This is a genomic window from Streptomyces sp. TS71-3 (assembly GCF_018327685.1).
GTDB lineage: Bacteria > Actinomycetota > Actinomycetes > Streptomycetales > Streptomycetaceae > Streptomyces.
In genome coordinates this window covers 1,417,428-1,432,180 of record NZ_BNEL01000003.1, presented here as the reverse complement: position 1 = coordinate 1,432,180, position 14,753 = coordinate 1,417,428, and the positions used below count along the sequence as shown (strand labels likewise).

Here is a 14,753-nt window from a genome sequence, read left to right as displayed (position 1 = left end):
TCTGTCACGCTCCGTGCATCCTCTGACCACGGTTGACGGGATCGGATACCTGTCAGGGACAATGTCGGACGATGACCTCGCAGCCTCCTGGCCGGGAGCGGACCGACTACGCGCCCTTCGCACACCTGACCGTGCCCCATGCCGCCCTGTACCGGCGGGTGATGCGTGCGTTCCTGGCCGCAAAGGAACGGTTCGCAGTGCACCTGCGGCCCGAGGACGTGCACGCGGCGCTGCCGCCGGAGCAGCGGCCCGGTGATCTGGACGCGGTCGTCAAGGCGCTGGACAGCCTCGTCGAGTGGGGCAATCTGCGGGCGGACCCGGACACCGCAAGGGTCACGGCGGTCGAGGACTTCTACCGCAAGCGGTTCATCTACCAGCTCACCCAGGCCGGAGAGGCCGCCGAGGAGGCGCTGAACGCGTACGACGAGGCGCTGGGGCGGCGCGGTGCGTTGCAGGCGGTGGCCCTGCATGACATCGTCACCCAGCTGCGGGCGCTGCTGGTGATCGCGGCCGAGGAGATACCGGATGACGCGAAGGCGCATCTGGCGCTGTCCGTCCTGACGGCCCGGTTCGAGGCGCTGGCGGAGAACGCGCGGGCGTTCATGGGGTCGCTACAGCGCACGATCGACCTGCACGGTGTCGAGGTGGAGGTGTTTCTCGCCTACAAGGATCGGCTGATCCAGTACCTGGAGCGGTTCATCCAGGACCTGATCACGCTGGGCGGGCGGATCGCGCTGCTCATCGGCGAGCTGGAGCAGGGGGGCCGGGCAGACGCGCTGTTGCGGCTCGCGGCGGCCCGTGAGGCGGCCGACGCCGCTCCGGAGGAGGCGGAGAGCGCCGAGGCGCAGGCGTACGCGCGGTGGGCGGCACGGTGGGCGGGGCTGGCCGCCTGGTTCATGTCGGCGGACGGGCGGGAGTCGCAGGCCCGGCTGCTGCGTGGACGTGCCCTGGGTGCCATCCCGCAGCTGCTGGCCGTCGTGCGGCAGTTGAACGAGCGGCGCGCCGGGCGCTCGGACCGGTCTGCGGATTTCCGTGCTCTGGCCCGCTGGTTCGCCGAGGCGCCGGACGACGAAGCGCGGCACCGGCTGTGGCGGGCCGCTTTCGGGCTGTACTCCTCCCGGCACCTGACCGTGGACGCCGACACCCTCGCCGGGCGTACGGCCAGCCCGGTGCCCGCGTCCACCCCGTGGTCCGAGGCCGAGCCGCTTCGGATCAGCCCGCAGCTGCGCCGCACCGGCAGCTACGAGCGGCGGGGCAGGGCTCGCAAGGTGCAGGACAGGTCCGAACAGCGGCGGCTGCTGGCTGAGCTGGCCGCGCGGCAGGCGGAGGAGGTCACGGCGGCCCGCGCCCGGCTGGCCACGGACGGCACGACCCGGTTGTCGGCACTCGGCGAGCTCGAACCGGCGGCCTTCGACCTGTTCCTGCGGCTGCTCGGGGATGCCCTGTCCACCTGGCGGCCGGGCATGACGACGACCCTGGCGACCAGCAACGACGGCACGATGGAGATCCGGCTGACGGCCCTGGCGGACGGGACGACCACCGAGATCCGCACACCGGGCGGCACCTTCCGCGGCCCTGATCATCTGGTCGAGATCACCGATCTGACCCGCGACGGGCGGGTGCGATCCGCCACGGTGCCGGCGGCAGGAGAGGAACGATGACGACGCCCCTGGGTGAAGTGCTCGACGGACGGCGCGCGGCCGAGCTGCAAAGGGCCGCCCGCGCCCTGCTGAAGGAGCCGCTGTTGCTCGCGCACGGCCCGTCGGCGGACGAGTTCCGCCTGGTGCGGCAGTACGCCGGTGAGCTGCGCGACTGGTTCGACCGCAACACCGGCTGGACGCTGCGGGTGGACGCGGAGGCGGCCCGGCTGCACCGCACGCCCGGCACCCTGGCCGACGCGACCCATCCGGCGCGCGAGGCGTCCCGCGCCCGTGCGCCGTTCACCCGGCGCCGCTACGTACTGCTGTGCCTGGCACTCGCGGCGCTGGAGCGGGGCGAGTCGCAGACCGCGCTGGGGCGGCTGGCCGAGCAGGTGGTGCTGGACGCCGCCGATCCGCGTCTGGCCGCCGCCGGCATCGAGTTCACGCTGGAGCGGCGCGAGGAGCGGACGGACCTGGCGGCGGTGGTGCGGCTGCTGTTGCGGTACGGGGTGCTGAGGCGGGTGGCCGGGGACGAGGACGCCTACGTCAGCGGGTCCGGAGACGTGCTGTACGACGTGCAGCGCCGCGTCCTGGCCGGGCTGCTCGCCGCGCGCCGCGGCCCGTCGACGATTCCCGCCGGCGGTTTCGAGGAGCGGCTGGCCGAGCTGACCTCCGAGACCGCCCTGGACAGCGAGGAGCTGCGCTTCCGCGCGATCCGCCAGCGCCTGACCCGCCGACTGCTGGACGACCCGGTGCTGTACTACGAGCGCCTGACCGACGAGGAACTCGCCTACCTGACCCGCCAGCGCGGCTTCCTCACCGCTCGCATCACCGAACTGACCGGCCTGGTCGCGGAGGTGCGGGCCGAGGGCATCGCGATGGTTGATCCTCCCCCAGAGCTTCGCCTGGGAGGTGCCCCCAACGACCTCACCGACGTACGAATGCCCGAGCAGGGCACCCACGGGCATGTCACCCTGCTGCTCGCCGAACACCTGGCGACCGCGGACGTAGCGGTGAGCCACGGTGAGTTGGAGCGACGCGTGCGGGAACTGGCTGCCGATCACGGGGCGTTCTGGTCGAAGAGCGCCAAGCAGCCGGGCGCGGAGGCCGAGCTGGTGGACCAGGCACTCACCAAGCTCACCGCGCTCGGCCTGGTGGCCCGTACCGCCGCCGGCGTGACCCCGCTGCCGGCGCTTGCCCGGTACGCGGTCGGGGAGACCGTAGTGGTCGAACAGGGAGCTCGCACCGCCCGTCCCTCTCAGCGAAAGGCGCACCAGCCGTGACCGCCCTGCCCGTCCCCGCGCCCGGCCGTTGGCGCCCGCTGCGTGTCGGTCTGGTGGACCTGTTCTATTACGACACCGAGGAGTTCTGGTTCCGCGACGGTCGGCTGCTGCTGCGCGGCAACAACGGCACCGGCAAGTCCAAGGTGCTGGCGCTGACCCTGCCGTTCCTGCTGGACGGCGATCTGTCCGCGCGGCGCGTGGAGCCTGACACCGACCCGGGCAAGCGGATGGAGTGGAACCTGTTGCTCGGCGGGGAGCACCCGCACCCGGAGCGGCTCGGCTACACCTGGATCGAGTTCGGCCGGGTCGACGCGGACAGCGGGCAGGCCCGTTTCCGGACGTTGCTGTGCGGGCTGAAGGCGGTGGCGGGGCGGGGTATCGCCCGCCACTGGTACGCCGTCACCGACCAGCGGATCGGCGAGGAGCTGAGCCTGCTGGACGCCACCGGTACCGCCCTGTCGCGGGACCGGCTCGCTGAGGCCGTCGCAGGGCGCGGCATGGTGTACGACCAGGCGAAGACGTACCGGCGCGCCGTCGACGAGGCCCTGTTCGGGCTCGGCGAGCAACGGTACGCGGCCCTGGTGGACCTGCTGATCCAGCTGCGCCAGCCGCAGTTGTCCAAGCGGCCCAACGAGGCCGCGCTGTCCCGTGCGCTGACCGAGGCGCTGCCTCCGATGGACCAGGCGGTGATCGCGGACGTGGCCGAGGCGTTCCGGTCGCTCGACGAGGAGAAGGAGGAGCTGCGTGCGGCTGCCGAGGCGGAGCGGGCCGCGTCCGCGTTCCTGGAGCACTACCGCCGCTACGCCCGCGTCGCCACCCGGCGCAGGGCCCGGCTGCCACGCGCCGAGCACGCCCGCTACGAGCAACTCGGCCGCGACCTGGCCCAGGCCCGGACCGAACGAGAGGAGGCCGAGCGGGAGCGGGATGAGGCAGCCCGGCGGATCACCCACTTGGAGGAGACCGCGACCCGGCTGAGGGCTCAGGAGGTGGCGCTGCGCGCGGGGCCTCAGATGCGCAGCGCACGGGAGCTGGAGCAGGCGGCGGCCGACGCCCGTCGTATGGCTGGGGAGCTTGCTCGCGCCGAGGCCGACCAGGAGCAGGCCGCCGCCGCGCACACCCGGGCCCTGGGCCGTCTTCAGGCTGCCGAAGGGCGGTTCGCGGCGGCCGAGGGGCAGGTCGCGGACACCCTGGTGCGGGAGCGGGAGGCTGCTGCGGCGGCCCGGCTCGGCGGGGAGCTGTACACCGACGGCGCGCCGGAGGCGGATCTGCGGGGCGCGGCCGAGGAGTCGGTGGCCCGCAGGCGGCGCACCATCGACCATGCGGAGGAGCTGGCCGCGCGCGCCGCGGAGGCCGCCGGCGACAAGCGTGCCGCCGCCCGGCGCCTTGACGAGGCCGAGACCGAGGCCGGCCACACCGCCGCCCGGCGGGCCGAGGCCGAGGAACAGGCCGCCGAGGCGGGCCGGGAGCTGGTCGGACGCGTCCGGGACCACCTCCAGGGCTGCCGGGAGCTGAGCGTCGTCGATCTCGCCGGCCTGCTCGACGACCTTCAGGACTGGACGACGCACTGTCAGGGCACGTATCCGGCGCGGGAACAGGCCGGGTGGACGCACCGGGCACGCGCGGCGGAGCTGGCTGACCGGTCTGCCGCGCTCGGGCAGGAGCTGGACGCCCTGAACGCTCGGCGGGCGGAGGCTCAGCGGGAGCTGGCCGGGCTTGAGGCGGGCGGCCAGCGCGGTCCCGAGGCCCCTCACACCCGTACGCCGGGCGTGCGCGACAAAGCGCCGGGGGCGCCACTGTGGCGGCTCGTCGACTTCCGCGACCATGTCCCGGCCGGTGAACGAGCGGGCCTGGAGGCAGCGTTGGAGGCGTCCGGGCTCCTGGACGCCTGGGTGCGCCCGGACGGCGCCGCCCTGCACGCGGACGGACACGACGTGCTCCTCGCGCCAAGCGGGGCGCCGGCCGGACCGACGCTCGTCGGCATGCTGCGACCAGCCGTCGACCACGGCGACGATCTCCCAGAGGGGGTACCCCCAGCCGCCTCGGTGAGTGAGGAGGCGGTGGCCCGACTCCTGTCCGCCGTGGGCCTCGGTTCCGGCGGCGACACCTGGGTGGCCGCCGACGGCCGCTTCCGCATCGGCGCACTGACCGGCTCCTGGGCCAAGGAGAAGGCCGTATACGTAGGCGAGGGCGCACGCGAGGAGGCCCGCCGGGCCCGGATCGCCGCCCTGCGGTCCGAGCTGGGCGACCTGGCCGACGAGACGGGGCGGCTGGAAGCCGAGCGGGCTCACGTGGCCGAGCGGCGCCGCGTCGTGGACGCCGAGCTGGCGGCCGTCCCCGACGACGCCGCCCTGCGCCACGCCCACGCGCGTACCGCGGCCGCGGCCGACGCCGCCCACCGGGCGCGGCAGCACCGCGACGAACGCGCCGCCGACCTGACCGAGGCGGCAAGGCGGGAGGCCGAGGCAGCCACCGAACTCGCCGAGACAGCCGCCGCCGTGCGTCTGCCCACGGACCGGGCAGGGCTCGCGGCCGTCCGCCAGGCCCTGGCCGACTACACCGCCGTCCTCGCCGCCCTGTGGCCCGCGCTGCGCGAACGCTCCGCCTCGGCCCGCGCCGTCGCCGACGAGCGCGCCGAGGCCGCCCGGACCGACGGCCGGGTCACCGAGCTGGGCGAGCGGGCTGAGGAGTCGGCCCGGCTCGCCGCCGCTGCCGACGAACGCCACACCACCCTGCGTTCCACCGTCGGCGCCGCCGTCGCCGAGCTTGAGCGGCGCCTGGCCGAGACCGCCGACGCGCTGGCCGCCTGCGGGAGCGACCAGCGCCGGGCCCGCGGGGAGTACACCGACGCCGACCGGCGCACCAGCCGGGCCGAGGGCCGTATCGAACAGCTGGAGCAGGACGTACGGGAAGCGGCGGCTGCCCGCGCCGAGGCGATCGCCACGCTCCAGCGGTTCGCGGCCACCGGACTGCTCTCCGTAGCTCTTCCCGAGGCGGCCGTACCGCCGCTGGACATCGGCCCATGGGCCGCCACCCCGGCGATCACGCTCGCGCGGGCCATTGAGGCCGGCCTGTCCGCAACCGACGACTCCGACGGCGCCTGGGAACGGGTGCAGAAAAAACTCGGCGAGGAGTACAAGAAGCTCCAGGACTCCCTCTCCCGCGGCGGTCACGCCGCCACCGCCCGGATGACGGAGGACGGCATGGTCGTCGACATCGTCTACCAGGGCCGCGAGCGGGCCGTGCCTGAGCTGGCCGAGGCCCTCGCCAACGAGGTCACCGAGCTGACCCGCATCCTCTCCGCGCACGAACGCGAGATCCTGGAAACCCACCTGCTCACCGAGGCCGCGGGCACCCTCCAGGAGCTGATCGGCACCGCCGAGCGGCAGGTGCACGCCATGAACGCCGAGATCACCGAACGGCCCACCTCCACCGGCATGCGGCTGCGTCTGGTCTGGCGCCCTTCCCGCAGGGCACCGGCGGGACTCGCCCAGGCACGCGACCGGCTGCGGCAATCCGCCGATGCCTGGACGAGCGAGGACCGCGCGGCGGTCGGCGAGTTCCTCCAGACCCAGATCGCCCAAGCGCAGGTCGACGACACCGCAGGCAGCTGGTTGGAGGTGCTCAGCACGGCGCTCGACTACCGCTCCTGGCACGAGTTCGGCGTCGAACGCCACCAGCACGGCAAGTGGGTCCCGGCCACCGGCCCCGCCTCCGGCGGCGAACGCGTCCTGGCCGTGTCCGTACCGCTGTTCGCCGCCGCATCCTCGCACTACGCCACCGCCGTCTCCCACGCCCCCCGCCTGGTCACCCTGGACGAGGCGTTCGCCGGCGTCGACGACGACTCCCGCGCCAAGTGCCTCGGCCTACTACACGCCTTCGACCTGGACGTGGTGATGACGAGCGAACGTGAATGGGCCTGCTACCCCCAGGTCCCCGGCATCGCCATCGCCCAGCTCTCCCGCGTCGACGAGATCCCGGCTGTCCTGGTGACCCGCTGGGAGTGGGACGGCACCGAACGGACGCGGGCCACCGGACCGGCCCCCGACCGCATGCCGTCGTTGCCCGCCCAGCCCGAGCCCGCATCCGAGGTGCGGAGCGGCCCAGGCACCCCTGCGGACGCCTGAGACGCCTCGGCGAGCCAGGAATCCCTGTGGCAGACGTGAACCCGCCCTCCGAAGCAGATGTCAGCCCGCCCGGACAGCGCACCGGCGCACACGAGAACACCGGCCGCCCGACCCCCAGCGGCGCTGCCCTGGCCACCGGGCCCGCTACACCTGCCGATCCAGCCGCGCCCGTCGGCGGCGGGCACTACGCTGCGCCCACCGCCTCTGCGGCGCGAGACCGCACCACGCTCAGCCCCGGCGCGGCGCCCGCCGCCCCCGTCGACCGCGACCGCCTCACCCGTCTGCTCGGCCATGCCGACACGGCCTGGCTCGTACAGCGGATACGCCGCCGCATGGCACGGGACGAACCTCTCACCGGATCGGTCACACTGGCCACCCCCACCCCCGCCCAGCGCGCCGCCACCGAGCGCCTGCTGGGCCGCGCCGCCGGCACCGGGCGCTCGCTGAACGTCCGGCTGGAGGCGGTGGACGCCGTCCTGCGCCGCTCCGGCGCCGCCCCTGACGGGCTGGCCGCCGCCGTCACCGCCCTCACCGGCTCCGTCGCCCGGCTCGCCGACACCCGCGAGCAGGAGGCCGACGCCTGGCGGGACGCATACGCCCCCCTGGCCACACTCACGCCCGAACTGGCCCCCTGGGCCGACCGGTTGCGCAGGGACGGCCTGGTGCGGCGCCTCGCCCCCACACCGCAGAAGGCACGGGACCTGCTCACCTCCACCACCGTAGCCCTGCGCGCGCTGCCCACCTGCCCACCCGTGTCCCTCGCGGCCTTCGCCAACCGCACGCTCGGCGATGCCCACGCCCTCGACGAGGGAACACCGCTGGCCACTCTCGTCCACTCCGGCATCCGCGCCCTGACCGGCTTCCCGGACGGCATCGGCGCCGAGTGGCGCCGCGAGGCCTGGGCATCGGCCGGTCTCCTCAAGGACGCCCTCTCCTCCACCGTGCTGACGCTGGGGCTCACCGGCACCCCCGCCCTGGACACGCTGGCCGAAGAGGGCGAACCGGCTGTCCTGACCCTGCGCCAGCTCACCCGCACACCACCGCACACGGCCCCGTCCACGGTGTACGTATGCGAGAATCCCACCGTCCTGGCCACCGCTGCCGACACCCACGGCCCCGCATGCCCGCCGCTGGTCTGCCTCCAAGGCCAGCCCTCCGCCGCCGCCCTCGCCCTGCTGCGCCACCTGCACACCCACGGCGCCACGCTGCACTACCACGGCGACTTCGACTGGGGCGGCCTGCGCATCGCCGCCGCCCTGCTGCGCCACGTCCCCTGGCAGCCCTGGCGCTACACAGCCGCCGACTACCGCACCGCAGCCGCCGCCGCTCCCCTGTCCCCGCACCTGACGGGCACCCCCGCAAGCGCCCCATGGGACCCGGATCTTCGCCCCACCCTCACCGAACTCGGCGTACGCGTGGAGGAGGAAGCGGTCCTCGACATCCTGCTGAACGACCTTGCCCGCTGACCGGGCGGCCGGCGCTGGCCCGGTCAGCCGGAGGATCAGTCCGCCCGGCGGGCTGCCAGGAGCCGGGAGCGCCCACGGAGGGTAGTCCAGGATCTCCGCATCGCTGTCCATCAGCTCAGCCAAGACGCCATCGACGTTCAGCTCGGCCCGATCCTGGGCGTCGCGGATAGCCTCGATAGCGAGTTCCTGCTTGCTGCGATGCTCACGACGAGCACGCAGGAGGTGCTGGACCTCGTAGAGCGAGACCCCCTTCTGGACGAGCCACGAGGCACAGGTGTGCCGCATGGAGTGCGGCGGATAGTGCGGAACGAGCTGCTGCTCGCCGTCGGTGTCAAAGTAGTAGGCGCCATCGACGGCGGGCCACCAGGTCTGGCGGCGCCAGTTACCGTCGTCGAGGCGACGGCCGGACCGCCCCTTGGTGATGGTGGTGAAGACGAGCGCGTCGCGGTCGAGCCGGTGGATGTGGCGTTCGAGTGCCTCCAGGACGTGGGGCGGGAGCGGGACCTCCCGGCGGCTCTTGGAGCTCTTCGGGTACTCCTTGATGCCGCTCTTGGTGTTTGACCTCGACAACGAACAGGCGCGAGCGGCGCTGTCGATGCGGTGGCGGTGGAGCCCGGAGAGCTCGCCCCAGCGCACTCCGGTGTAGAAGCCGAGCAGGCACATCGTCCGCCACACGGCAGGGAGTTCGTCCAGGATGCTCTGCGCCTGGTCGAGCGTGAACCACTGCGGCGGCTTGACCGCAATCTGGGGCAGGTCGATGCTGCGGCACGGGCTCACCGCGAGCACGTCGTCGTCGACGGCTGCACGCATGATGGAAGAGGTCAGGTTGTAGGCCCGCTTGATGGCGGCGGCACCCGCACCCTTCTCGACCTGAGCACGGATCCAGCTCTGGACGTCCATGCGAGTGATGGCCCGCATCTCCCAGTCGGCCCAGTGCGGCATGATGTGGTTCCTGATGCTGGAAGCATCGTCCCGCAGCGTGTGGGGCTCGACCACACGTGCGTCCCACCAGCGGTCGTGCCACTCCCGGAACGACATCTCGCCGGCCCGCGGATCCCGGATGCCCCCACGAGCGAACTGGGTCTCCATGTCGATACCCCGGGCCCGTGCCTGGGCTTTGAGGGGAAACGACTCGCTGAACCGGTCTCCTGCCCGGCTGCGTACGGTCGCCTGCCACTTGCCGGACTTCAACTTGCGCAGGTACGCGGTACTACTCCTTTATTCGAGGATGGATCAGGACGAGCGGCGGCAAGGGGTCAGCGGCGGGGCTGCGGGGCAGTGACCGACCTGCTGGTGATGAACTCCTCGAGCCCGGCAACGGGAACACGGACGCGGGAGCGCCCCGCTCCGGTCCGCAGGTCGACGACCGGCAGTTCACCAGCCGCGATGAAGCGGTAGACCGTACGGCGATCGACATCCAGGGCAGCGGCAACAGCAGGAATGGACAGCAAGTGCGCAGGCATAGGTGAGTCCTTGAGGATGAGGGTGGGATGGGCGCCCGGCGAAGCGGCAGCCGGGCCCTCGGCCGGTTCCAGACGAAGATCAACCAGCTCCGTGAGGGCAGCGGGATCTCGCATCGAAGCGATACTCCGCAGAGAGGGATTTCGTCACGTGACGGCGTCGCTGGTGTGGGGGTCGGCGACGGCGGAGGGATAAAATCGGTGGTTGCCCGCGCTCCGTGGATAGCCGAGCAGGGCGGGGTTCATCGCTTGTGCTGCGGAAGGGCCATGGCCTTGGCGAGGCGATCCCAGTCGATTTCGACATCCTCCCGGCAGAAGCAGTGCGGGTTGAGACTGTGCCGGCTGAGCCGACCGAAACTGCGTGGAAGATCCAGTCAGCCGTAGCCGATGCGACGGCCAGGGCGGATTCGAAAGCAGCGCTCGCCTTGACCCTACAGTCCACCACTCTGGCCGTTCTGAGTCTGCTGGCAAGTTCTCGGCGGGCGGCTGGCGGGTTCGACTCCGTCGCGGCGCAGTCGCTGTTGTGGCTCGGTATCGCACTCATAATGGCGGGTGCCTGTTGCGCCGCATGGGCTGTCTCTCCCCGGCTCGGCAAGGAGCGGCGAGGACCAGATCCGGATGGCGACTTCCTGTACTTCGGACACCTGCGGCTCATGGAACCAGCCGTGCTGGAGAGGGCGCTGCAGAACACGGAGCCGCTGCCTTCGCTCACCCGGCAATTGGTGGTGATGAGTGAAATCGCCTGGGCTAAACACCGCCGGGTGCAGTGCTCTCTCGTCTTGGCAGTCGCGGGCTGCGGCTCCTTCGCCCTGGCCGCCGTTCTCGCGTGACGCGCCAGGAGGTGTCACGGTGAACTTCTCTTCCCTTGCCTCTTCTGACGTGTGGCGTGACTTGATCGAACGCGGCCGCCGACGCACCTACCGGAGCCAGGCGGTGCTGCTGGCCCAGGGCGAATCGCCCGACGGTGTCATCGCGCTGGTCGAGGGTCTTGTCAAGGTGGTGCAGGGCAATGAGGCCGGGGACCATCTGACGTTGATGCTTCGCGGCCCGGGCGAGGTCCTCGGCGAGAGGGGGGTGCTGCTCGACCGGCCGCGATCGGCGACCGTGACTGCAGTACGCCCGTGCATCGGTGTCGTCCTGACCGCTCACGCCTTCCGTGGATACGTGGCCCGGCATCGCCTGGAGCCGGTCGTCTACCGGTTGAGCGTGGACCGGCTGAACAGCCAAGAACGTTTACGCGCCGACCTTGCTCACCTGCCGCCGCCAGCGCGCCCGGCACGAGTGGTCATCCATCTCGCGGACGAGGTGGGTCACCGTGACGGAGGTGGCGGTGTCGTCGTCGAACTCGGCATACCCAGGGAGGACTTGGCCACTATGGCGGGTATGAGCCGGTCGTCCGCGCTCGCTGTCCTTGCACGTCTACAGTCCGCCGGCATTGTCACGCTCGGCCGTCGGCGGCTCGTTGTCAGGAATCCTGCTCTGCTGAGAGCCGCGGCCCAGGACGCCGGGGCGGAGGACGGCGATCGGCCGCCGCGCGGAACGCCCATGATGTGACGCGCCACACGCCCGTACCGTCCAGCGCTGGGCGGTTGGCTCCCGGCCTCTCGAACAGGGTGGTGCTCTCCCCGCCGCATGGGCGAGGAGAGACACGAGAGGAGCGGCGCATGCTGCCGTCATGGGAGCCTTTGTGGCCCTACCGAGCGGTGCTGGCCGTTGACGCCAGGGACTTCGGAACACTTGACAGCAAGGGAATGCAGCGGGTCAACGCCGACATCCCGCCCTTGCTGGCCCAAGCGCTGAGCGCCAGCAATGTCAGCGCACACTGGGAACGGCGCGTGTTCGGCCAACACACGGGCGACGGTTACGTCGCCGGCATGGACCCCGAGATCCTGCCCGCGCTGGTGGGACACTTCCCCGACGCGCTGCGCCAGGCGCTCGCCGTTCGGCGGGCCGAGGCCCCACACCTTAAGCCGCTGCAGCTACGGGTGAGCATCCACGTCGGGCCCTTGCCTCAGAGCGGTCTGGGCGTGCCCATGGTGCACACCCACAGGCTCCTGGACGACAAGGCGCTGCGAGCGGTGCTCGAGCGCGGCCATCCCGAAATCACCAACACCGCCGTGATCGTCTCCCAGCGGGTGTACGAGGACGTCTTCGATAGCGGCTGCGTCAACGATGACGTACTGCCGGCGCATTTCCACCGGCATCTGGTGAGGGTGAAGAAAGGGGCCTTCCTGGCTGTGCTCGCCACTCCAAGCGACTGGCAAGGCCCGTGTGCCGACGCCACCGGCGACGTCACCGTGCGGCTGGAGTCCCCCAATGCGCGACGCCTTGTCGAGGCCGAGCTCGCCACGCACGGTCACACGGATCGGGTGGCCTGGCTGACAGACGAGAAGCTCTCCCCGATCTGGACAGCCGACCCGTCCGCCAGCGAAGCATGCCGGCTGGCCGGACTCCTCGGTGCGGTCAAGGGCAGGGAACAGCTCAAGGAAGCCGTGGACCGCTTCGGGGACTGGCACACCACGGTAGAGAAGCTACTGAACAAACGCGGTGCAGTGGACGGGAGTCCGTCGTTGCTGTCCACTCGGGTCACGGTGCGGGCGGGAGCGCTGCTCGACGGAGGGCGGCGCAGTTCCATCGTCCGCGCCTCCGACGACCTGCTTGCCTCACTGGGCCAGGCCCGCGGGCCAGCCGACGTGCTGACCGACGCAACATCGTCTAGTCGGCTCAAGGCTGCCGAGATCGTGCCCGTCGGTGACCGTGCCCACCACAACCGGAGTTGTCGGGGACTGCCCGCGGCCATCCTGCGTCATCTGTGGGACGAGTTTCCCACCCAGCACGACCTGCTGACGACGTGGGCAGTCGACGTCGCCGCGAATCGGTCCGTCCCGGAGGACGACGCCCGCCTTGCAAGCGAGGCCCTCCTACACCTGTCGGTGCGTCGGCACGACAGGAATGTGCTCGACGCCCTCGCAACGGGGCTCACCGGCCCTCGGCGGACCTTGGCCGTCGAGGCGCTCACGAAGGCCGCGACCAACGCCGAACTCGGCCGCTACGTCCGCGACCGGCTCCTCAACTGGGCCGAGTCCCACAGTATGGAGAAACTCGATCTGGTCATCGACGTCTGTAGCGGGCCCTGGGGCTTGGAGCAGCCCGCACTCGCACCAACCCGCCTGGGCAAGGCAGCGGGCGGGAAGGAGTTCGGCGCCGAGAAGCTGGTCGACGCCTTCCGCGGGCTCGTCCGCCACTCCCCCGGCCTGGTGGACAAGACGGTTGTGCAGTGGCTGAGGAAGCACGGGACCGAGGCCGGCGGGAAGGCGCTCCGCCAAGCGTTGGGCTCCTTCCTAGCGCTCGTCTCCAGTGACACAGGTGCGGACCTGGTCCTCGCCTCGGCACGCGAGGCCTCCACCAGAGAGCACTTTGTCCATGCCTGGCAGGTACTGCTGTCCACCAACGAGTCAGTAGAAGCCGTGCTCAGCCAGCTCACACGGTGGCAGGAGCGGTTCGAGTACGACGCCGACCACAGAGACGTGGTGATCGCCCTGCTTGCGGAGGTCTTCGCCCCGCCGCGGCTGCGGCTGCGGCTCGATCGGCTCCTGGCGGCGGAGGGAGCGGAGGTCCGGCCATTCTGGCGGGACCTCCTCGGCAATGCCATGCAGCACTACAGCCTCGTTCGGAAAGCGTCGGAGACGTGACCCGTCATCCCGGTCCCTGGTGGAGAAGGCGGGTCGGCCGGTTCAGGGCATACTGGCCCACCTGCCTGCCTGGCGTCCACTTCCTCGCCCGCGGCACTCTCACCCATCTGGTCTCTCTCCGGGCAGCCGAGACCCACCACCCGAGCACCGCGCGAGCGGCGGCCTACTTGGCCTTGGACGAACTCGGCCGCGGCATCGCCGGGGAGCACCGGCCCGAGGAACTGGAGTGCGCTCGGCAGACGCTCACCCTGGCGGTCTCGCCATGGCACAGCCCCGACAGCCGTCCCGGCCTCTGGCTCAGGGCACGACTCAACCTGCTGCTCCCCCAGCAAGACGCCGACCGTGCCCAGAGGCACCAGAATGCCCTGCGCCACGTGGAACTCCAGCTTGCGCAGGACCGGTTACGCCGACAGGAGCTGGCTCGGACTGTGTGCACCGACCGGAACACCGCCCGCCTGTGGTGGCTGGAGCGACACCTGGATGATCTATCGGCCCTCAACTGGGCGTCGTTCAAGGACACGATCCTACCCTTGGTAGGGACGTCGGTCGCCGAGCGCACACAAGCCGAGCGGCTCGCGCACTCCCTCCTCTACGTCTGGGAGCGGTTGGACGCCGAGCCGGGGCGGCAGGCGCGGTTCGTGGCTACCGCTCGCACGCTCTTCGAACAGATGGGGTGGGCCGATGGGTTCCCCTGGCAGTCGACCTCCGACGACCTCGAGCCCGTGGCGTCGTCCCCCACGGCGGTCCCCTTCGCAACGGAGGACGAGCAGTGAAGAGCTTCATACTGCGCTGGCTGCTCGACCCGCTCACCAGTCTGCTCGCCCCCTGCCTGTGGTTCCGGGAGCGCGGCCGCTGGCCATACGACGCGGCGTGGCGGCTGGCCAGGGTCATGCATCAACCGGACAAGCTCGTGTACCGCATTCACGGCCACCGACCCGACGATCCTAAGGCGTGATTCTTTGATCACGGACAGCGCCGCCGTCTGCGAGACACGAGCCGACCAGACGTGCGCGGCCGACGGCGCCCGGCAGCGTGAGGTGAGGGACTATGACCGCCTTCCAGCGGTGCAAGCACGACAAACGCAGTGT

Annotated in this window: 10 protein-coding genes and 1 pseudogene; 9 read left to right on the top strand and 2 right to left on the bottom strand. The window is 71.6% G+C overall.

Translation table 11 applies throughout. The features are described from left to right. Positions 1 to 71: 71 nt before the first annotated feature. Genes Sm713_RS30345 through Sm713_RS30330 form a run of 4 tightly spaced genes read left to right on the top strand, consistent with a single transcriptional unit; the run spans position 72 to position 8,513 of the window. Positions 72 to 1,661, top strand: coding sequence for a TIGR02677 family protein (locus Sm713_RS30345; RefSeq protein WP_212913173.1), 1,590 nt, complete (start codon positions 72 to 74; stop codon positions 1,659 to 1,661). Continuing rightward, entirely contained in the window at positions 1,658 to 2,923 is a 1,266-nt protein-coding gene (locus Sm713_RS30340) for a TIGR02678 family protein (protein WP_212913172.1), read from the top strand. Before Sm713_RS30345 ends, Sm713_RS30340 begins: the two co-directional genes overlap by 4 nt. Continuing rightward, positions 2,920 to 7,047, top strand: coding sequence for a TIGR02680 family protein (locus Sm713_RS30335; protein ID WP_212913171.1), 4,128 nt, complete (start codon positions 2,920 to 2,922; stop codon positions 7,045 to 7,047). The genes Sm713_RS30340 and Sm713_RS30335 overlap by 4 nt, the downstream gene beginning before the upstream one ends. Positions 7,048 to 7,073: 26 nt before the next feature. Then, positions 7,074 to 8,513 (top strand): TIGR02679 family protein, encoded by a 1,440-nt coding sequence (locus Sm713_RS30330; protein ID WP_308293199.1) that lies wholly within the window; start codon positions 7,074 to 7,076, stop codon positions 8,511 to 8,513. Positions 8,514 to 8,789: 276 nt separating this feature from the next. Here the strand turns inward: Sm713_RS30330 and Sm713_RS40835 are convergent. Both Sm713_RS40835 and Sm713_RS40830 read right to left on the bottom strand, forming a co-directional pair. Beyond that, positions 8,790 to 9,176 (bottom strand): annotated as a pseudogene (locus Sm713_RS40835) (site-specific integrase); the annotation flags it as partial. A gap of 593 nt (positions 9,177 to 9,769) precedes the next feature. Further along, positions 9,770 to 10,090: a helix-turn-helix domain-containing protein gene (locus tag Sm713_RS40830; protein ID WP_249416791.1), complete on the bottom strand. Its 321-nt coding sequence runs from the start codon at positions 10,088 to 10,090 to the stop codon at positions 9,770 to 9,772. Between the two features lie 134 nt (positions 10,091 to 10,224). Between Sm713_RS40830 and Sm713_RS30315 the strand changes: the two genes are divergently transcribed. From Sm713_RS30315 to Sm713_RS30295, 5 genes are all read left to right on the top strand, one after another. After that, the gene (locus Sm713_RS30315) at positions 10,225 to 10,803 is read left to right on the top strand and encodes a Pycsar system effector family protein (protein ID WP_212913170.1); all 579 of its coding nucleotides are present in this window, start codon (positions 10,225 to 10,227) and stop codon (positions 10,801 to 10,803) included. A gap of 19 nt (positions 10,804 to 10,822) precedes the next feature. Further along, positions 10,823 to 11,527, top strand: coding sequence for a Crp/Fnr family transcriptional regulator (locus Sm713_RS30310; protein ID WP_212913169.1), 705 nt, complete (start codon positions 10,823 to 10,825; stop codon positions 11,525 to 11,527). A 110-nt stretch (positions 11,528 to 11,637) separates the two neighbouring features. Next, entirely contained in the window at positions 11,638 to 13,665 is a 2,028-nt protein-coding gene (locus Sm713_RS30305) for a hypothetical protein (protein ID WP_212913168.1), read from the top strand. Then, positions 13,662 to 14,438 carry a hypothetical protein gene (locus Sm713_RS30300; protein ID WP_212913167.1) on the top strand — a complete coding sequence of 259 codons (777 nt, stop codon included), beginning with the start codon at positions 13,662 to 13,664 and terminating at the stop codon, positions 14,436 to 14,438. The genes Sm713_RS30305 and Sm713_RS30300 overlap by 4 nt, the downstream gene beginning before the upstream one ends. Then, positions 14,435 to 14,620 (top strand): hypothetical protein, encoded by a 186-nt coding sequence (locus Sm713_RS30295; RefSeq protein ID WP_212913166.1) that lies wholly within the window; start codon positions 14,435 to 14,437, stop codon positions 14,618 to 14,620. Before Sm713_RS30300 ends, Sm713_RS30295 begins: the two co-directional genes overlap by 4 nt. The last annotated feature ends 133 nt before the right edge of the window (positions 14,621 to 14,753 follow it).